Consider the following 18,654-nt stretch of genomic DNA (forward strand, 5'->3'; position numbering starts at 1 on the left):
TTTCCCAATGGCGGAGATTCCCGAAAGTCAGTGCGAAGATTAACTGTGGCCCAACCTTCCTCCTTTGCTGCCCGCGCGTACCGCGACGACGCCGTGGTCCTGCGCACCCATAAGCTCGGCGAGGCGGACCGCATCATCACCCTGCTGACCAAGCACCACGGGCAGGTCCGTGCGGTCGCCAAGGGCGTGCGCCGCACCAGCAGCCGATTCGGCGCCAGGCTGGAGCCGTTCATGGTCGCGGACCTCCAGCTCATCTCCGGCCGCACCCTGGACGTGGTCACGCAGGCCGTCGCCAAGGGCGCCTACGGCTCCAGTATCGCGGCCGACTACGGCCGCTACACCGTCGCCGCCGCGATGACCGAAACCGCGGAAAAGCTCACCGACGTCGACGGCGAAGCGGGAACCGCCCAGTACAACCTGCTGGTCGGGGCGCTGGCTTCCTTGAGCCGCGGCGACCATGCCCCGGAACTCATCCTGGACTCCTACCTGCTCCGCGCCCTCTCCACCGGCGGTTGGGCACCCAGCTTCACCGAATGCGCCCGCTGCGGCGCTCCGGGCCCGCACACCGCGTTCTCCGCCCCGCTGGGCGGCATGGTCTGCGGGGAGTGCCGGCCACCGGGTTCACCCGCGCCGGCTACGGAGACTGTGCTGCTGCTGGGTGCGCTGCTGACCGGGAACTGGACGGCCGCGGATGCGTCCGCAACCATCCACCGCCGGGAGGCCGCCGGCCTGGTGGCGAGCTACCTGCAGTGGCATTTGGAACGTGTCCTGAAATCCCTCAAACATGTGGAGCGAACCTAACCGTGGCCCTAGGCAAGAAAACTCCAGGCAGCAAGAAGAACCCCGTCCGACAGCGCAGCTCCGAAGTGGTGGCGCCCTACCCGCATCCCTCCGGTGCCGTGCCGCCCGCCATCCCTGCCGAGTTCATTCCCCGGCACGTCGCGATCGTGATGGACGGAAACGGCCGCTGGGCGAACCAGCGTGGACTGCCCCGGATCGAAGGCCACAAGGCGGGGGAACCGGCCCTGCTGGACGTCATGGCCGGGGCAATCGAACTGGGCATTGAGCACGTCAGCGTCTATGCATTCTCCACCGAAAACTGGCGCCGTTCACCCGAGGAAGTCCGCTTCCTGATGGGATTTAACAAGGATGTGCTGCGACGGCAGCGCAACCAGCTGGATGAGTGGGGCGTGAGGATCCGCTGGTCCGGCCGGCGGCCCAAACTCTGGGGGTCGGTGATCCGGGAGCTAGAAGAGGCCGAGGAGTTCACCCGCGGCAACAGCACCTGCACTTTGAACATGTGTGTTAACTACGGCGGCCGGGCGGAGATCACCGACGCAGTCTCAGCCATCGCCGAGGAGGTGGCCGCAGGCCGGCTCAGGCCAGGCGCTATCACCGAACGGACCATCCAAAAGTACCTGGACGAACCGGACCTGCCGGACGTCGACCTGTTCCTGCGCAGCTCGGGTGAGCAGCGGCTCTCCAACTTCATGCTCTGGCAGTCGGCCTACGCCGAATTCGTCTTCCTGGACACGCTGTGGCCGGATGTGGACCGCCGCACCCTCTGGGACGCCGTGGAGATTTACGCGCAGCGGGACCGCCGCTACGGCGGCGCGGTGGACGCCGCCGCCCCCGTCACCCCAGCCTGACCCCGGTAGCCGGCGCGGCGGCCAGCCACGTCGCCGGCCACGCCGCCTGCCACGCTGGCCCGTTCCAGCGCAGTCAGCCTGGGTAGAGGCTCAGCCAGAGCAGGAGGTCGTCGTAGGCCTCCTGCCGCACCGTGCGGCGGGAGAGAAAGACGTCGTGGATGGCGCCCGGGTAACGGAAGACGGCAGCCCTGCGGCCCAGCCCCAGCGCCCGGCGGGCAGTTTCCTCGACGTCGATCACGGCGTCGACGTCCATCAGCACGTCGCTCCATTCGGCCTGGATGTGGGTGCGCCCGGAAAGCATCACCAGTACCGGCGAGGTGATGTCCAGCCGCCGCTGCACGGCCGCATGGCCGGCGAGGACAGCCTTCGTCCAACCCGGACGGATCGGGAAGGACGCCCGTGGCCGCCACTCGGGATCCACGTCCCATTCGCCGTGCGCTGAGCCGCTGACGCTGTCCCAGTAGCCGGGCATGCTGGGCAGCAGCAACGGCCGCCGCGGGTCGGTGCGCGCCAGTGGTTCCACCAACTGCATGGCGATGTTTCGGATCAGGCTGCTGCCCTGCAGTTCCAGCCATGGCGCGTTCAGGACCAGGGTGCCCAGTACTCCCGGATTCCGGTCAGCCCACAGTGCCGCGACGAGGCCGCCGAGGGAATGCGCGAGCAGGTGGACCGTCGGCCGCCCGGCGCTGCCGGTCCGGGTGGCCACATCGGCGGTGACGGCGGCAAGCGCAGCGGCGAGGTCCTCGTCATAGACCGTCAGGTCGGTGGTGTAGCCGGGGGTCTGCCAGCTGCGCAGGCTGCGCCCGAACTTCCGCAGGTCCAGGGCGTAGAAGTGGAACCCAGCAGCCACGATTTGCTCAGCGAGTTCCGCCTGCAGGAAGTAGTCGGCCCAGCCGTGCAGGTAGAGGACCACTTTCTCCGGCGCCCGGGTCCCGGGGGCGTCCGGCGGGCCATCAGCTGCACCGCCGTTGCTGGCATGGCGAACGAGGGTGGCAACGACGGGTCCTTCATCGTCCGGCGGCAGTTCCAGCTCCAGGGACTCGAAACGGTGTCCCAGTACATCCCGGCGCCACCGCGGTGGCGCCGCTGGACCCCTCACGCGGGGCCGCCGTCGTCCAGAACGTAGGCGCGGATCCAGCGGGCGAGCCGCGCATACGCGTCCGCGCGGACCCGCGGCGCCGAGAGGAAGACGTCGTGCAGGGCACCGTCGATCCGTTCCAGGGTCACGGTGCGGCCCAGGCTCAGGGCGCGCAGGGCAATGGTGTTGACATCCAGGACGGCGTCGGTGCGCCGCATGGACTCCTTCCAGAACATTCCGTTGGCGCTGGCCCCGGAGATCATCACGAGGATGGGAACGTCGATGTTCAGCCCCCGGGCCACCTGGGACTGGCCGGCCAGCACGGCGCTGAGCCAGCCCGCCCGCACCGGGAAGGCCCGGGGCGGGCGGTAGTTGTCATCCAGCACCCATTCGCCCTCGGCGGCGCTGCTGATGCTGCGCCAGTAGAAGGCGCGCTCGGGAAGCCGGATCACGGATTCGGGCCGGAACCGGGCCAGCGGCTCCAGCATGGTCCGCGCGGCGCGGCGGACCGCCGGGCTGCCATGCATTTCCAGCCACGGGCTGTCGAGGACCAGTTGGGCGGCGCGGCCCGGATGCCGGCTCACCCAGAGCGCCGCGATGAGCCCGCCGGTGGAGTGTCCCATCAAGGTGACCCGCGGGGGAGGGGACCCCATGGGGGCCAGGGATTCGATGATGCCGATCGCCGCCGTGATCTCGGCGTCGTAGTCGGCAAGGTCGGCGACGTAGCCGCCGTGCGCACCGTACTGCAGGCTTCGGCCGTGGTTGTGCATGTCCAGTGCGAAGAACCCGAAGCCGTGGCCGGTCCAGAACTCGGCGAGCTCCTCGTTGAAGAAGTAGTCGCTCCAGCCGTGCAGGAAGAGGACGGCCCGCCGGGGAGCCTTGCCGGCTCCGGTCGAAGGGATGTGCCGGACCAGGGTGGCCGTGCGTTCGACCCCGTCCGGGCCGGCCGCCTTGAAAGCGCACGCCGCGAAGTCCTCACCCAGGATGTCGGTCTGCCAGTCCATCGGATCCTCCCGCTCTGCCGGCTACAGGGCCGAGGCCGCGGCGCGGCCTGCCGCGCGGCCAGAGAACAGGCACCCGCCCAGGAAGGTGCCCTCCAGGGAGCGGTACCCGTGGATGCCGCCACCGCCGAAGCCGGCCGCCTCGCCGGCCGCGTAGAGTCCGGCGACCGGCCGGCCGGCGGCGTCCAGGACCCGGGAATGCAGGTCGGTGTGGATCCCGCCGAGGCTTTTGCGGGTCAGGACGGAGAGGCGGACCGCCAGCAGGGGCCCGTGCCGGGGGTCCAGCATCCGGTGTGGCGGGGCCACCCGCATGATCCTGTCGGTGGTGAAGCGGCGGGCGGCGCGGATCGCGGCAAGCTGCGGGTCCTTGCCCAGCCCGCTCGCGAACTGCCGGTCCCGGGACCGGACCAGCCGGTCCAGCCCGGCGGCGTCGATGAGCGGGGTCCCGGTGAGCCCGTTCATTTTCGCGGCAAGCTCCGTCGGAGTGCCTGCCTGCAGGAAATCCACGCCCCGGTCCAGGAACCGCTGCAGCGGACTGTCCGCGGAAGGTTTCAGCCGGGCGGCGAGCAGGCACACGTCCTTCCCGGTCAGGTCCGGGTTCTGCTCCGAGCCGGAGAGCGCGAACTCCTTCAGCGCGATGGTCTTGTTCAACACGAACCACGAGTGGGTGTGCCCGGTTCCGAGGATGTGCCGCAGCGCGCCGAGCGAGTCGAAGCCGGGGAACAGCGGTGCCGGGAGCATCTTGCCGGTGGCGTCGAGCCAGAGCGCCGAGGGCCCGGGCAGGATCCGGATGCCGTGCTGCGGCCAGACCGGGCTGTGGTTCTGGATGCCTTCCGGGTAGTGCCACATCCGGTCGCCGTTGATCAGCCGGCCGCCGGCACGGTCCACAGCGACCAGGAAGTCGCCGTCCACCGAGGCCGGCACGCCGCTCAGCATGGACGCCGGGGCGCCGCCGCCGGGCCACTGCCGCCGGACCGCGCCGTGGTTGCCGCCGATGCCGCCGCTGGTGACGATGACGGTTCCGGCGGAGGCCTCGAACGCGCCGGCGGCGATGCGGGAGGACTGCTCGCCCCGCGCAGCGCTGCTGGCCTCCAGGATCTCGCCGTGCACGCCGCTGAGCCGGCCCGCCGTCGTCGTCAACTCGGTGGCGCGGTGCCGGAAGTGGAAGGAGACGCGCCCTGCAGCCACGCCCTCGCGGAGTTTGGCGAGGAAGGGCGCGACCAGTGCCGGGCCGGTGCCCCAGGCGACGTGGAAGCGCGGCACCGTGTTGCCGTGGCCGTCCGGGCCGTAGCCGCCGCGCTCGGCCCACTGCACGAGCGGAAAGAGCCGGACGCCGAGCGAGGCGAGCCAGGCGCGCTTCTCACCCGCCGCGAAGTTCACGTAGGCCTCGGCCCACTCCCGGGCGAGGGCGTCTTCGGGGCGGTCGAAGGCGGCGGAAGACAGCCAGTCGGCGAGGGCCAGCTCGGCACTGTCCCGGACGCCCAGCCGGCGCTGCTCCGGGGTGTTGACCAGGAACAGGCCGCCAAAGGACCAGTGCGCCTGCCCGCCGGCCGAAGCCTCCGGCTCCTGGTCCAGGACAGCCACCCGGCGGCCAGCGGCGTACGCTTCCGCCGCGGCCACCAGGCCGGCGAGGCCTGCCCCGACAACGACGACGTCGGCCTCGATCCGGGTGCCGGGCGTCGCCGGCACGCTGCTGTGGACTGCACCCTCGCTGGTCATGGCTTCATGCTAGCGCCCGCGGGGGTACGGTTTGCCCGGCATTTTGGTTTGCGCGGCCGGAACCGGAAAACTAGGGGTATGCGCGTATATCCCACCTTCTTCCGGCTCGCCTTCTCCTGGATGGACGCCGAGCGCGCCCACAAGATCGGTTTTCTAGGCATCCGGCTGGCCAACCGCTGCGGCGCCGGCCGCGTGCTGCAACGGTTCACGGCGCCGTCCGCAGCGCTGCGGACCGAGGCATTCGGCTTGACCTTCCCCTCGCCCTTCGGGCTGGCCGCGGGTTTCGACAAGGAGGGCCACGGGATCGAAGCGCTGACCGACCTTGGCTTCGGGCACATCGAAGTGGGCACCATCACCGGGCAGGCCCAGCCGGGCAACCCGGCGCCGCGGCTGTTCCGCCTGATCGAGGACCGCGCCGTGATCAACCGGATGGGCTTCAACAACGACGGTGCCGCGGCCGTGGCGCCCAGGCTCCGTTCCGCCCGGGCTGCCCTGCAGCGCCGCTATCCCGGGGTCCGCCCGGTGATCGGTGTGAATATCGGCAAGAGCAAGGTGGTGGAGCTTGAGGATGCCGTGGAGGACTACCTGATCAGTGCCCGCAGCCTGGCCCCGGCCGCCGACTACCTGGTGGTCAACGTCAGTTCCCCGAACACCCCGGGCCTGCGGTTGCTGCAGGATGTCAGCACCCTGCGCCCGCTGCTGGCCGCGGTGGGGGAGGCCGCGGACAACGCCGCCGGCCGGCACGTGCCTCTGCTGGTGAAGATCGCCCCGGATCTCAGCGACGAGGACATCGACGACGTCGCCAGGCTGGCGCTGGACCTGAAGCTGGACGGCATCATCGCCACCAACACCACCATCGCCCGCGCCGGACTGGTCTCCAGCCCGGAACAGATTGAGGCGTGCGGCGCCGGGGGCCTCTCCGGTGCCCCGCTCCGGAAGCGATCACTGGAAGTCCTGGCCCGGCTCCAGGCCGCGACCGGCGGGGCCATCACGCTGGTTTCGGTCGGCGGGGTCGAGACCGCACAGGACGTCCGGGACCGGCTTGAGGCCGGCGCCACCCTGGTGCAGGGCTACACTGCGTTCCTGTACGAGGGTCCCTTCTGGGCGGCGAAGATCAACCGCGAGCTGGCGAAGCGGCCGGCCCGCCGCTAACCGGCGGTCTCCTCCCGCCAGGGCGGGCTCCCACCCAGCACGCCCGCGCGGATTCCGGAAACGCGAAAGCCCCCGGCAGTCCAACTGCCGGGGGCTTTTCGATGGCCGGATTCAGGCGGGGAAGTCGCCGCGCTTGACCTGGGGCTTGGGAAGGCGGAGGCGGCGGAACTGCAGGGATCGCATGGAGCCGTACCAGACGGTGCCCCGCTCCACCTCGCCGAACTTCTCGGCCAGACGCTTCTTGAGCTTCCGGGACAGGATGAAGACGTCCACGAAGACGGCAAGGAACATGACCCAGAAACCGCCGAGGACGTAGATCATCTGATCGCTGCTCGCCGGGACCAGCAGGGAGATGATCACGAAGACCAGGGCGCCGAACATCAGGTATTCGCCAAGGCTGAAACGGGCGTCCACGTAGTCGCGGGCGAAGCGCTTCTGCGGGCCCTTGTCACGCAGCGGCAGGAACTTCTCGTCACCGGTATCCATGGCCTGGCGCATCTTGAGGCGCTGGTCCGCGATCGCCGTGCGCTCGGCCGCCCGGGAGGCCTTGCGGTCCTCCGGAACCAAGGGGCGCTTGCGGGCAGCCACCTGGGCGCTCCGCTTGGGCGTGGGTGCGCCCTTGCCGATGGCGGCGTCCCGGGCTGCTGCCTCGGCCACCTGCTGGTCAACTACGTCCTGCGCCAGGGGCGCTTCCTTTTTACGTCCAAACACCCCTACAGAATACCCTGCGGCGGCTCGCCCGAGACCCAGCCCACACCGGACCGGGGCGGCGGTGATCCCAGCCGTAAATCGCGCCGGTTTCAGCGCCGGGGTAAACGTCTCCCGGGCCGCCGCAGAGCCGCCGCGGGAGCGCCGTGGCGCATTTGTCGTGATGCCGGACACGGGTAGTGTTTTGGCCATGACTTCATCACCCGCGGGGACCCCGCAGCCCTCAGCCGGCGGCTCCATCGATGCCGCCGCCCTCCGTCAGGCCGTTACCGAGTCCTTTGACGCCACCGTCGAGCAGTTGAAGGCGCTCGTAGCGATCCCGGGCATCGCCTGGCCCAGCTTCGATCCTGCTCCGCTGAATGCCAGCGCCGACGCCGTCGCCGAACTGGTCCGCGGCAGCGGCTTCGAGGACGTCCGGATCCTGCGCTGCGACAAGGAGGATGGCACCCCGGGCGGGCCGGCCGTCGTCGCACGCCGCCCCGCCGCAGCCGGCAAGCCCACCATCCTGCTCTACGCCCACCACGACGTTCAGCCGACCGGCGACCTCGCGCTCTGGGAGACCGAGCCGTTCACCGCCGTCGAACGCGACGGCCGCCTCTACGGCCGCGGTGCCGCGGATGACAAGGCAGGGATCCTGGCCCACGTCGCCGCCTACTCCGCGGTGACCCGGGTGCTGGGGGAGGAGCTGGGCCTGGGCGTGACCTTCTTCTTCGAAGGTGAGGAAGAAGCAGGCTCACCCACCTTCCGTTCGTTCCTCGAAACCCACCAGGAACTGCTGCGCTCCGACGTGATCGTCGTCGCCGACTCGTCCAACTGGAAGGTCGGCATCCCGGCCCTCACCACCAGCCTGCGCGGCCTGGTGGACGGCACCATTGAGGTCAAGGTACTGGACCACGCGGTCCACTCCGGGATGTTCGGCGGCCCGGTCCTTGACGCCCCGACGCTGCTGGCGCGGCTGATTGCCACCCTGCACGACGACGAAGGCAGCGTGGCGATCGAGGGCCTTGTCAGCCGCGACGACGCCGAAGTGGACCTCACCGAGGAGGAGTACCGCAAGGACGCTTCCGTGCTCGACGGCGTCAAGCTCGCCGGCACCGGGAGCATCGCCTCGCGCATGTGGACCAAGCCCGCGCTGTCCATCATCGGTTTCGACGCCCCAGCCGTGGACGTTGCCTCCAACACCCTGCTGCCGCGGGCCCGCGCCAAGTTCAGCCTGCGGCTGGCCCCCGGCCAGGACCCGGCCGAGGCCATGGAAGCGGTCCGCCGGCACGTTGAATCCCACGCGCCGTTCGGCGCCGAGGTGGTGTTCACCCCGGGGGAGAGCGGCAACGCCTTCCTCACGGACACGTCCTCCACCGCCGCCACCATGGCGATGTGGGCGCTGGGTGAGGCGTGGGGCGTGCCGGCTGTCGAGACCGGGATCGGCGGTTCAATCCCGTTCATCGCCGACCTGACCGAGCTGTACCCGGACGTGCAGATCCTGGTCACCGGCGTTGAGGATCCCGATTCGCGGGCGCACAGCGCCAACGAGTCGCTCCACCTCGACGACTTCCGCAACGCAATCGTGGCCGAGGCGTTCCTGCTGGCCCGGTTGAACGCGGAAGGCCTGGCCTAAGCGGAACGCCTGCGGCTGGGTCGCCGGCTGGATCTCCGGCTCTGCCGGGTGGGCATTTCCGGGGAACATCCAGCCGGCGTTGACGGTTACGTCAGGAGTTAGAGCTACACGTCTGATCGACGTAGCATGTAGCTATAGCCCATACCGTTTAAGTAGGGGCGGGCACCGCGCAGGCGGAGCCGCCACGACCGTCGTAAGAAGGTAGGCCATGAGCACTACAACCAATGAAAACAGCGCCGACACCACCGTCCAGGCGGACCAGGAACTGGCCAGCCACGAGGTCCAGCTGACCGATGTGGCCGCCGGGAAGGTCCGCAGCCTGCTGGAACAGGAAGGCCGCACTGATCTTCGGCTCCGCGTTGCCGTGCAGCCGGGCGGTTGTTCCGGGCTGATCTACCAGCTGTACTTCGATGAGCGGCTCCTCGAGGGTGACGCCGTCCGCGACTACGACGGCGTCGAGGTCGTTGTGGACAAGATGAGCGTCCCTTACCTCAGCGGCGCGAGCATCGACTTCGAGGACACCATCTCGAAGCAGGGCTTCACCATTGACAACCCGAATGCGGGCGGATCCTGCGCTTGCGGGGACTCCTTCCACTAAGGCCTAAGGCCGGGCAATCCGCCCGGCCTTAGTGCCGTCCAGGGGATGGCCGCCGGAACCGCCGAAAACTCCATCGAGGCACGGCGCGGACATGTGGGCGAAAACTCGCGGGGAGCGGTAAGCTCTACACCGAGTAGTAAAACTTTTAGTGTGCCCGGAACGCCGACGGCGGCCGGGCGACAGCAACAAGTAGGAAGGGCCGTCTGTGAGTTCGCAGAACCGAACCGGCAGCCGACGCAAACAGATCACTACGATCACTGGCTTGGCACTAGCCGGCGCGTTGGCTTTGACTGGATGTTCACCAGAGGTACAGAAAGGGTGGCTGCCCACTGAGCGTGGCACCACCAACCACACTGACCGCATCATGGACCTCTGGGTCAACTCATGGATTGCCGCGCTGGTCGTCGGCATCATCACCTGGGGCTTGATGATTTGGGTCATCGTCGCGTACCGGCGGCGGAAGGGCACGGTCGGTTTCCCGCGCCAGAACAGCTTCAACCTGCCCCTCGAGGTCTTCTACCTGACGATTCCGCTGTTTATGGTCCTGGTGTTCTTCTACTTCACCGACCGCGACCAGCAAGCGATCGACAACCGTGACCAGCCGGCCGACGTCGTCGTCGACGTCCGCGCCAAGCAGTGGGCCTGGGACTTCAACTACAAGAAGGGCGACGTCGTTACCGACGACGTCCACGAGGCCGGCGTCCAGGCGCACCTCACCGGCAACAACGTGGACAAGGAAAAGCTGCCTACGCTTTACTTGCCGGTCAACAAGTCGGTTGACCTCGAGCTGAACGCCCGCGACGTCATCCACTCCTTCTGGGTTCCCGCCTTCCTGCAGAAGCGCGACATGATCCCGGGCAAGACCAACTACATCCGGTTCACCCCCACCAAAGAGGGAACCTACGACGGCAAATGTGCCGAACTCTGTGGTGAGTACCACTCCGAAATGCTGTTCCGCGTGAAGGTTGTCTCCGATTCGGAGTTCAAGGCCCACCTGGACCAGCTCCGCCAGGACGGCAACACCGGACTGCTCGGCGAAGAGTACGACCGCAACCCGGCCCCGACCGAGAACAAGTAAGGGGAGCGCGAAGTGGCAACGACCTACTCTCAGCCCTCAGGGATCCTTGAGGCTCCCGTAGTACCCAAATCCAAGGGGCGCATCGTCGTCAACTGGATCACCTCCACCGACCACAAGACCATCGGGTACATGTACCTGATCTCGTCCTTCGTGTTCTTCTGCTTCGGCGGCGTTATGGCGCTGCTGATCCGTGCGGAGCTTTTCGAGCCCGGCATGCAGATCCTGCAGACCAAAGAGCAGTACAACCAGCTCTTCACCATGCACGGCACCGTCATGCTGCTGATGTTCGCGACGCCGCTGTTCGCCGGCTTCGCCAACGTGATCATGCCGCTGCAGATCGGTGCCCCCGACGTCGCTTTCCCGCGGCTGAACGCGCTGGCCTTCTGGTTCTTCCTGTTCGGCTCCACGATCGCCGTGTCCGGCTTCATCACCCCGCAGGGTGCGGCGTCGTTCGGCTGGTTCGCCTACGCGCCGCTGTCCAACACGACCTTCAGCCCCGGCGTGGGCGGTGACCTCTGGGTCTTCGGCCTGGCGCTCTCCGGCTTCGGCACCATTCTCGGCGCGGTCAACTTCATCACCACCATCATCTGCATGCGCGCCCCGGGCATGACGATGTGGCGGATGCCGATCTTCACCTGGAACGTTCTGGTCACGGCGATTCTGGTGCTCATGGCGTTCCCGCCGCTGGCCGCCGCCCTCTTCGCCCTCGGCGCGGACCGCCGCTTCGGCGCCCACATCTTCGACCCGGAGAACGGCGGCGCCGTCCTCTGGCAGCACCTGTTCTGGTTCTTCGGCCACCCCGAGGTGTACATCATCGCGCTGCCGTTCTTCGGCATCGTCTCCGAGATCTTCCCGGTGTTTAGCCGCAAGCCGATCTTCGGCTACAAGGGCCTCGTCTATGCGACGATCTCGATTGCCGCACTGTCCGTGACCGTGTGGGCGCACCACATGTACGTCACCGGCTCGGTCCTGCTGCCGTTCTTCTCCTTCATGACGATGCTGATCGCGGTTCCCACCGGCGTGAAGTTCTTCAACTGGATCGGCACCATGTGGCGGGGTTCCATCACCTTCGAAACCCCCATGCTGTGGAGCATCGGCTTCCTGGCCACCTTCCTCTTCGGCGGCCTGACCGGAATCATCCTGGCCTCACCGCCGCTGGACTTCCACGTCTCCGACTCCTACTTCGTCGTGGCGCACTTCCACTACGTGGTCTTCGGCACCGTGGTGTTCGCGATGTTCGCAGGCTTCTACTTCTGGTGGCCGAAGTGGACCGGCAAGATGCTCAACGAGCGTCTCGGCAAGATCCACTTCTGGATGCTCTTCCTGGGCTTCCACGGCACCTTCCTCATCCAGCACTGGCTCGGCGTCGAGGGCATGCCCCGCCGCTACGCGGACTACATGCCGCAGGACAACTTCACCTGGATGAACCAGTTCTCCACCTACTCGTCCTTCCTCCTCGGCGCCTCGCTGATTCCGTTCTTCTGGAACGTGTACATCACCTGGCGCAGCAACGAGAAGGTCACGGTCGATGACCCCTGGGGCTTCGGCGCCTCGCTCGAATGGGCGACGTCTTGCCCGCCGCCGCGTCACAACTTCACCTCGCTGCCGCGGATCCGCTCGGAGCGTCCTGCCCTGGACCTGCACCACCCCGAGCTCTCCCAGTACTACACCGTCGACTCGCCCGCTCCGGCAGCAGCGACGCTCGGTAACGCCGACCAGAAGGATCAGGCCCAGTGAAAATCGAATCAAGGATTTTTGGACTGGGAGTCTTCTTCTTCGTCCCAGTTGCCATCGTCTACGGCTTCATGACGCATTGGTCCGAATGGGTCGGCATCCTGGGTGTCCTGCTGGTTGCAGGCCTGGCCGGTATGATCGGCGCCTACCTGGGCTTCACCGGCCGTCGGGTCGGCATGCGCCCCGAGGACCGCAGCGACGCTGAGATCCACGAAGGCGCGGGCGAGCAGGGCCACTTCAGCCCCTGGAGCTGGTGGCCTCTGGTTCTCGGCCTGGCATGCGCGGGCGGTTTCCTCGGCCTGGCCGTGGGCTTCTGGATCACGTTCATCGCCGGCGGCCTCGCCGTGGTGGCGCTCGTGGGCTGGGTCTATGAGTACAGCCGCGGTGACCACGCGCACTAGCGCCGGACACTGACAGCAACGACGGCGGGCCCCCACCTTTTGGTGGGGGCCCGCCGTCGTTTGCCTGTGCCCAGCGGGCGTGGCGGCCGGTCAGCCGGACTGGGACTCGAGCAGGGCGCAGAGCTCGGTGAGGGCGCGCTCAGCGTCGGCGAGACTTGCATCGTCTGGGACCGTCTCCGGCCGTACCGCCAGCTCCACTTCGCAACCGCAGGCGAAGTCCTCGGTCATGACCTCCAGCAGGGACCGTGCATCCACGCCCGGCCTGCCGTCCTTGCTGATCGTGACGGCGAATCCGGTCTGCGTCACGGCCCGGACAAACGCGGCCGCGGGGCGGGCGTGCAGTCCGATCGAGGCCTGGACGACCGCCTTGCGTGCTGGCAATGGAACTCCTTCAATCGTGACGCGCCGGGCGGTGCCGGCCCGGCGCTGGGGGCCCCCGGCCAACTGGTCCCGATACGACAGGCCGGCGGGGCGCATATCCAGCGTAGCCGGGGGAGAAGTCCCGGGCGAACCGGGCAGACCTGAGTGGTCTAGACCTGCTGGGAAAGTGCCTTAGGCTTAAGGGATGAATGATTGCAGCAGGCGCCTCCGTGGGCTCTAACGCGGTCCGGATGGCCGGTGACATTGACCGGACCAGCGGCACCCCCATCTACGTCCAGCTCCGCGAAATCCTCCGCGCCCACATTGCCAGCTCCTGCCCGCCGGGTTCGGCGCTTCCCTCCGAACGGGACCTCTCCGAACGCTTCGGATTGGCCAGGATGACCGTGCGCCAGGCCATCGATGCGCTCGTGGGCGAAGAAGTGATCGAGCGCGTGGTGGGCCTCGGCACCTTCGTCCGCAAGCCCAAGCTGGACCTCCAGGTCAAACTGACCTCGTATAGCGAGGAGATGCAGCGACGCGGCATGGTCCCGGCCGCCAAGGTGCTCAGCTTTGAACAGATCAACGCCAGCGCCTTTCTGGCCCGCGAACTGCAGCTCGAGGAGGGAACACCCCTGGTGCGGTTCCGGCGACTCCTGCTGGCGGACAGTGAGCCAATGAGCGTGGACGAGAACTTCATCCCCGCGCACCGCGTGCCCGGACTGCTCGACGGCGAGCCGCCGACGTCGCTCTACAACGTCCTGAGCGAGCGGTACGGCTTGGTGATGGAGTGGGGCGAGGACATGATCGAGGCGACGGCTGCGTCTCCGTCCACGGCGCGCCTGCTCAACGTGGAGGTCGGCTCACCGCTGCTGAAGATCCAGCGCCACGCCTTCGTGGCCCGGGCCATGGTCGACTACTCGGTCTCCTACTACCGGGCGGACCGCTACAAGCTCTGGGTGCCGCTGCAGCGCCCCGGGGTCCGTCCCACACGGAACTACGCCTCCGGCTACCGCCCCTGACAACCAGCGCGGAGTCCTTGGAAACGCAGAAAGGCCCGGTCCTGGTGGACCGGGCCTTTCTGTGGACTAATGCCGTGTCTTAGTGGCTGAGGCTCTTCTGCTCCGCAGCCGGTTCGATCGACTCGTGCTCGCCGTGGTGGCCGTGGGCCGCCGCGAGTTCGGCCGGGGTTGCCGGAGCGACCCGGTCCTCGAAGAACCACTTGGAAAGCATCGCGCGACGCTTTTCCTTGCGGTCCACGACGCCGTGGCTGTTCGGCTCGGCCGGGAGCGGCGACGGGGATTCGAAGCCGACCAGCTTGTAGCGCTTGTATTCGTTCAGCGGGGCGTGGACCTCGATGAACTCACCGTGCGGCAGCCGCACGATGCGGCCTGTCTCGCGGCCGTGGAGGGCGATTTCGCGGTCCTTGCGCTGCAGGGCCAGGGCGACGCGCTTCGTGATGATGAAGGCGAGTACCGGGCCAATGAAGAACAGGGCGCGCAGCCAGTAGGTGACGTCGTTCAAGGCCACGTGGAAGTGGGTGGCGATGAGGTCGGAACCAGCAGCAGCCCACATCACGCAGTACCAGACGAAGCCGGCCATGCCGATGGCGGTGCGGGTCGGCGCGTTCCGGGGACGGTCCAGGACGTGGTGCTCGCGGTCGTCCTTGGTGATCCAGCGTTCGATCCACGGGTAGGTGAACATCACGGTGAACAGGATGCCCGCAGGGACCAGCGCCGGCAGCAGCACGTTGAACGTGAAGACGTGGCCGAACCAGACCTGCTCGACGTGCCAGTTCCCGAAGGTGCCCGGCATCAGGCGCAGGGCGCCGTCAACGAAGCCGATGTACCAGTCAGGCTGGGTGCCGGCCGAGACGGGGGAGGGGTCGTACGGGCCGTAGTTCCAGATCGGGTTGATGGTGAAGAAACCGGCCATCAGCGCGATGACGCCGAACACGATGAAGAAGAAGCCGCCGGCCTTCGCCGCATAAACCGGGCCGAGGGGGTAGCCGACGACGTTGCCGTCGTTGCGGCCCGGGCCGGGGTACTGGGTGTGCTTGTGCACGACCACCATAAAGAGGTGCACGACGATCATCAGCAGGATGAGCGCGGGAACCAGCAGGATGTGGAGCATGTACAGGCGCCCGATAATAGCCGTGCCCGGGAATTCGCCGCCGAAGAGGAAGAACGAGATGTAGGTGCCGATCACCGGGATGGACTTGATCACGCCGTCGATGATGCGCAGGCCATTGCCGGAGAGCAGGTCATCGGGGAGGGAGTAGCCGGTGAAGCCGGCGGCCATGGCGAGGATGAGCAGCACGCTGCCCACCACCCAGTTCATTTCGCGCGGCTTGCGGAAGGCGCCGGTGAAGAAGACCCGAAGCATGTGCACCGAAACCGAGGCTACGAAGAGCAGCGCGGACCAGTGGTGGACCTGGCGCATGAACAGGCCGCCGCGGACATCGAAGGAGATGTTCAGGGACGAGCTGTAGGCCACCGACATTTCGACGTTCTTCAACGGCAGATAGGAACCCTGGTAGTGGGTTTCCGCCATCGACGGGTCGAAGAAGAAGGTCAGGAAGGTGCCGGAGAGCAGCAGGATGACGAAAGAGTACAGGGCCACTTCGCCGAACATGAAGGACCAGTGGTCCGGGAAGACCTTGCGGCCGAATTCCCGGAGCATTCCGGAACCGCCCACGCGCTGGTCAACAAAATCGGTAATGCGGCCGCCCTTGGTCTTGGCGACGAAGGGGGAGGCGTTAGGGGTTGATGTTGCGCTCATGCTCAGCACGCTCCCAATAGCTAGGTCCAACGGGTTCATGGAAGTCGCTCGTAGCGTAAAGGTAGCCCTCGTCGTCTACGGCGATGGGCAGCTGCGGGAGCGGCCGGCTGGCCGGGCCGAAGATAACCTTGCATTCCTGGGTCAGGTCGAAGGTTGACTGGTGGCACGGGCACAGCAGGTGGTGGGTCTGCTGCTCGTACAGGGCAACAGGGCAACCAACGTGGGTGCAGATCTTGGAGTAGGCAACGATTCCGTTGTAGCTCCAGTCCTCGCGGCCCGGGGAGGGCTTGAGGGACTCCGGGTTAAGGCGCATGAGCAGGACGACGGACTTCGCCTTCTCGTTCAACTTGCCTTCTTCGAGCTCGTTGAGCCCTTCCGGGATGACGTGGAAAGCCGAGCCGATGGTGACGTCCGAGGCCTTGATGGGGGTGCCATCGGGGTCGCGGGTGAGACGCTTGGTCTTGCCGCCAACCGGGGCCCACATGGTGTGCGCCAGCTTGTTGTCCGGGCGGGGACCGAGGTCGCCGAAGACGGCCAGGGCCGGCAACGGCGCCAGGGCGACGGCCCCAAGCAGGGTGTTGCGGATCAGCGGGCGGCGCTTGATGCCGGTTTCCTCGACGATGTCGTCGACAATCCGGACAGCGGCCAGGCGGTCCTCTTCGGTGCGGATGGCGTGGCGCTCTTCCGACACTTCGTGGTCCGGCATAAGGGCCTTGGCCCAGTGCACGATGCCGGTGCCGATGCCCAGCATGGCAAAGGCGGTGCCGATACCCAGCAGCATGTTCTGCAGCCGGATAGTGGCGATCGAGGAGTCATTTCCAAGATCGATGGCGAAGTACGCCACCAGGAATATCAGGGTGCCAACGACCGAGGCGCCGAACAGAATGGCCACCTGCCGTTCCGCTCGCTTGGCGGCCCTCGGGTCCGTGTCAGCCAGGCGCAAACGATGCGGAGGAATTCCAGGATCCTGGAACTTCTCCACCTCATTCTGACCAGCCGTAGCTACGGTGCCCGAGTGGTTCGGACTGCCGTCACTATGGTTGCCCATAATTCGCCTCATCCTTCTCTCGTCTCGACCAGTGTCGAGTTAGTTTTCAATTCAAACTGCTGACGGATCAGCAGAAAATTCTTACAGGTGCCGCGGTCCGTCTAGGACGTCCGCGAAGTCAGCCAGATGGTGAAGGCGATGATGACGCCCAGGCCGGCAATCCAAACAAACAGGCCTTCGGAGACGGGACCCAGGGCGCCCAGGTCGTTGCCGCCGGGGGAGCCGTTGGCTTCGATCTGCTTCAGGAAGGTGATGATGTCACGCTTGCCTTCGGGGGAGACGTTGGCGTCGGAGAAGACCGGCATGTTCTGCGGGCCGGTGACCATGGCTTCGTAGATGTGCTTGCCGGAGACGTCAGCGAGAGCCGGGGCGAACTTGCCCCGGGTCAGCGCGCCGCCGGCTGCAGCAGCGTTGTGGCACATGGCGCAGTTGGTGCGGAACAGCTCGCCACCCTTGGCGGCGTCGCCCTTCTCATCGAGAACACCTGCCTCGGGGATGGACGGGCCGGGGCCGAGCGAAGCGACGTAAGCCGCGAGCTGGTGGGTCTGCTCCTCGTTGAACTGGGCGGGCTTCTTGTAAGCCTGCGGGCCGTTCATCTGCATGGGCATACGGCCGGTGCCAACCTGGAAGTCAACGGCGGCGGCGCCGACGCCAACGAGCGACGGTCCGGCCTGCGAGCCACTGGCACCCATGCCGTGGCAGGTGGCGCAGTTGGCGGCGAACAGCTTGCCGCCCTCTTCTGCGTCGCTTGCACTGAAGCTCGTGGTGTCGGCCTTGGCCTGGTTGACGGTGGTGGCGACGGCGTACAGCCCACCAGTGATGAGGAGGCCCATCAGCAACAGTGCAACTGCTGCCAGTGGGTGACGTCGCTTCTGCGAGAGTGCCTTCACGTGGTGGTTCCTTTATTCGATCCTGCGTTGGCTCCGGGAGCCGCTTCTTGAAATTCTATCTCTTGTAGAAAGAGAGACAAGTGGGGCTACTTGAGGACGTAGATGACCAGGAAGAGGCCAATCCATACGACGTCGACGAAGTGCCAGTAGTACGAGGTGACGATCGCGGAGGTTGCCTCAAAGTGTCCGAACTTTTTCGCTGCGAAGGAGCGTCCGATGATGAGCAGGAAGGCAATCAGGCCGCCGATGACGTGCAGGCCGTGGAAGCCGGTGGTCATGTAGAACGCGGAACCGTAGGCGTTGGAAGAGAGCGAGACGTGCTCGGAGACGAGCATGGCGTACTCGGTCGCCTGGCCGGCCACGAAGAACGCACCCATGATGAATGTGAGTGTGAACCACTCGTTCATTCCCCAGCGGGTGAAGCTCAGGGGCCCGCCGAGCCTGCGCGGCTGGAGCCGTTCGGCGGCGAAGACGCCCATCTGGCAAGTAAAGGAACTGGCCACGAGGACGATCGTGTTTACGAGCGCAAAGGGGAAGTTGAGCTTGGCTGTCTCTTCGGCCCACATCTGTCCGGAAGTCGAACGGAGTGTGAAGTACATGGCAAAGAGACCGGCGAAGAACATCAACTCACTGGACAGCCAGACGACGGTTCCAACGGAAACCATGTTCGGGCGATTCAGCGTCGGGTGCGCCGGGGTACTGGGGGCATGGGTCGCAGATGTCACATAGACATTATGTCTGTAAAAGTCCGTCCTGCCCAACGCAACCCGCGTTTTGGGGGGACTTTTTCTACAAAGACGCGAAATCGCGGGGAAAAGTTCCGGGACCCCTTCGCATTGGGCATT

General features: G+C 66.8%; 19 protein-coding genes, 1 tRNA gene and 1 pseudogene. 10 read left to right on the top strand and 11 right to left on the bottom strand.

All coding sequences use genetic code 11. The features are described 5' to 3' along the window. Positions 1-45 precede the first annotated feature (45 nt). Both recO and AC1DB8_RS06235 read left to right on the top strand, forming a co-directional pair. Complete coding sequence (gene recO, locus AC1DB8_RS06230; protein ID WP_441417752.1) at positions 46-801, top strand: DNA repair protein RecO; 756 nt, start codon at positions 46-48, stop codon at positions 799-801. Positions 802-803: 2 nt separating this feature from the next. Continuing rightward, positions 804-1,649 carry an isoprenyl transferase gene (locus AC1DB8_RS06235; protein WP_441417753.1) on the top strand — a complete coding sequence of 282 codons (846 nt, stop codon included), beginning with the start codon at positions 804-806 and terminating at the stop codon, positions 1,647-1,649. A gap of 73 nt (positions 1,650-1,722) precedes the next feature. Here AC1DB8_RS06235 and AC1DB8_RS06240 read toward each other — a convergent pair whose 3' ends face one another. From AC1DB8_RS06240 to AC1DB8_RS06250, 3 genes are read right to left on the bottom strand one after another with little or no spacing between them, the layout of a single operon-like run. After that, a complete protein-coding gene (locus AC1DB8_RS06240) occupies positions 1,723-2,748 on the bottom strand; it encodes an alpha/beta hydrolase (protein ID WP_476892491.1) in 1,026 nt (341 codons plus the stop codon). Further along, positions 2,745-3,731, bottom strand: a complete 987-nt coding sequence (locus AC1DB8_RS06245) for an alpha/beta hydrolase (RefSeq protein ID WP_476892492.1) — start codon at positions 3,729-3,731, stop codon at positions 2,745-2,747. The genes AC1DB8_RS06240 and AC1DB8_RS06245 overlap by 4 nt, the downstream gene beginning before the upstream one ends. Before the next feature lie 21 nt (positions 3,732-3,752). Then, the gene (locus AC1DB8_RS06250) at positions 3,753-5,447 is read right to left on the bottom strand and encodes an FAD-binding dehydrogenase (protein WP_476892493.1); all 1,695 of its coding nucleotides are present in this window, start codon (positions 5,445-5,447) and stop codon (positions 3,753-3,755) included. Positions 5,448-5,525: 78 nt separating this feature from the next. Here AC1DB8_RS06250 and AC1DB8_RS06255 point away from each other — a divergent pair, with 78 nt between their 5' ends. Then, on the top strand, positions 5,526-6,599 hold the full coding sequence (locus AC1DB8_RS06255) for a quinone-dependent dihydroorotate dehydrogenase (protein WP_476892494.1): 1,074 nt from the start codon (positions 5,526-5,528) through the stop codon (positions 6,597-6,599). 111 nt (positions 6,600-6,710) lie between these two features. Here the strand turns inward: AC1DB8_RS06255 and AC1DB8_RS06260 are convergent, their stop codons facing one another. Both AC1DB8_RS06260 and AC1DB8_RS06265 read right to left on the bottom strand, forming a co-directional pair. Then, the gene (locus AC1DB8_RS06260) at positions 6,711-7,310 is read right to left on the bottom strand and encodes a DUF3043 domain-containing protein (RefSeq protein WP_476892495.1); all 600 of its coding nucleotides are present in this window, start codon (positions 7,308-7,310) and stop codon (positions 6,711-6,713) included. Between the two features lie 220 nt (positions 7,311-7,530). Further along, a complete protein-coding gene (locus AC1DB8_RS06265; RefSeq protein WP_476892496.1) occupies positions 7,531-7,950 on the bottom strand; it encodes a hypothetical protein in 420 nt (139 codons plus the stop codon). Positions 7,951-8,166: 216 nt separating this feature from the next. Here AC1DB8_RS06265 and AC1DB8_RS06270 point away from each other — a divergent pair. Next, positions 8,167-8,535: pseudogene (locus tag AC1DB8_RS06270) on the top strand (peptidase dimerization domain-containing protein); the annotation flags it as partial. Positions 8,536-8,675: 140 nt separating this feature from the next. Further along, positions 8,676-8,755: transfer RNA gene (locus AC1DB8_RS06275), tRNA-OTHER, on the top strand. Here the strand turns inward: AC1DB8_RS06275 and AC1DB8_RS06280 are convergent. Then, positions 8,737-8,991 carry a hypothetical protein gene (locus AC1DB8_RS06280; RefSeq protein WP_476892497.1) on the bottom strand — a complete coding sequence of 85 codons (255 nt, stop codon included), beginning with the start codon at positions 8,989-8,991 and terminating at the stop codon, positions 8,737-8,739. The two genes, AC1DB8_RS06275 and AC1DB8_RS06280, sit on opposite strands and share 19 nt — an antisense overlap. 139 nt (positions 8,992-9,130) lie before the next feature. Here AC1DB8_RS06280 and AC1DB8_RS06285 point away from each other — a divergent pair, with 139 nt between their 5' ends. The 4 genes from AC1DB8_RS06285 (at position 9,131) to AC1DB8_RS06300 (ending at position 12,733) form a co-directional block, all read left to right on the top strand. Continuing rightward, the gene (locus tag AC1DB8_RS06285) at positions 9,131-9,520 is read left to right on the top strand and encodes a HesB/IscA family protein (protein WP_138769282.1); all 390 of its coding nucleotides are present in this window, start codon (positions 9,131-9,133) and stop codon (positions 9,518-9,520) included. Positions 9,521-9,725: 205 nt separating this feature from the next. Further along, a complete protein-coding gene (gene ctaC, locus AC1DB8_RS06290) occupies positions 9,726-10,598 on the top strand; it encodes an aa3-type cytochrome oxidase subunit II (RefSeq protein WP_476892498.1) in 873 nt (290 codons plus the stop codon). A gap of 12 nt (positions 10,599-10,610) precedes the next feature. Then, positions 10,611-12,335, top strand: a complete 1,725-nt coding sequence (ctaD, locus tag AC1DB8_RS06295; RefSeq protein ID WP_441417761.1) for an aa3-type cytochrome oxidase subunit I — start codon at positions 10,611-10,613, stop codon at positions 12,333-12,335. Next, positions 12,332-12,733 carry a cytochrome c oxidase subunit 4 gene (locus AC1DB8_RS06300; protein ID WP_441417762.1) on the top strand — a complete coding sequence of 134 codons (402 nt, stop codon included), beginning with the start codon at positions 12,332-12,334 and terminating at the stop codon, positions 12,731-12,733. The genes ctaD and AC1DB8_RS06300 overlap by 4 nt, the downstream gene beginning before the upstream one ends. Positions 12,734-12,823: 90 nt before the next feature. Here AC1DB8_RS06300 and AC1DB8_RS06305 read toward each other — a convergent pair whose 3' ends face one another. After that, positions 12,824-13,114: an HPr family phosphocarrier protein gene (locus AC1DB8_RS06305; RefSeq protein ID WP_476892499.1), complete on the bottom strand. Its 291-nt coding sequence runs from the start codon at positions 13,112-13,114 to the stop codon at positions 12,824-12,826. A 188-nt stretch (positions 13,115-13,302) separates the two neighbouring features. Between AC1DB8_RS06305 and AC1DB8_RS06310 the strand changes: the two genes are divergently transcribed. Beyond that, positions 13,303-14,112: a GntR family transcriptional regulator gene (locus AC1DB8_RS06310; protein WP_476892500.1), complete on the top strand. Its 810-nt coding sequence runs from the start codon at positions 13,303-13,305 to the stop codon at positions 14,110-14,112. Positions 14,113-14,191: 79 nt separating this feature from the next. Here AC1DB8_RS06310 and qcrB read toward each other — a convergent pair whose 3' ends face one another. From qcrB to ctaE, 4 genes are all read right to left on the bottom strand, one after another. Beyond that, on the bottom strand, positions 14,192-15,871 hold the full coding sequence (gene qcrB / locus AC1DB8_RS06315; protein WP_441417764.1) for a cytochrome bc1 complex cytochrome b subunit: 1,680 nt from the start codon (positions 15,869-15,871) through the stop codon (positions 14,192-14,194). Continuing rightward, a complete protein-coding gene (gene qcrA / locus AC1DB8_RS06320; protein ID WP_441417765.1) occupies positions 15,849-16,919 on the bottom strand; it encodes a cytochrome bc1 complex Rieske iron-sulfur subunit in 1,071 nt (356 codons plus the stop codon). The genes qcrB and qcrA overlap by 23 nt, the downstream gene beginning before the upstream one ends. 101 nt (positions 16,920-17,020) lie before the next feature. Beyond that, positions 17,021-17,809, bottom strand: coding sequence for a cytochrome bc1 complex diheme cytochrome c subunit (gene qcrC, locus AC1DB8_RS06325; RefSeq protein ID WP_138769290.1), 789 nt, complete (start codon positions 17,807-17,809; stop codon positions 17,021-17,023). Between the two features lie 86 nt (positions 17,810-17,895). Continuing rightward, a complete protein-coding gene (gene ctaE / locus AC1DB8_RS06330) occupies positions 17,896-18,570 on the bottom strand; it encodes an aa3-type cytochrome oxidase subunit III (protein ID WP_217500973.1) in 675 nt (224 codons plus the stop codon). Between the last annotated feature and the right edge of the window lie 84 nt (positions 18,571-18,654).

Source organism: Arthrobacter sp. 10N410, assembly GCF_056394945.1.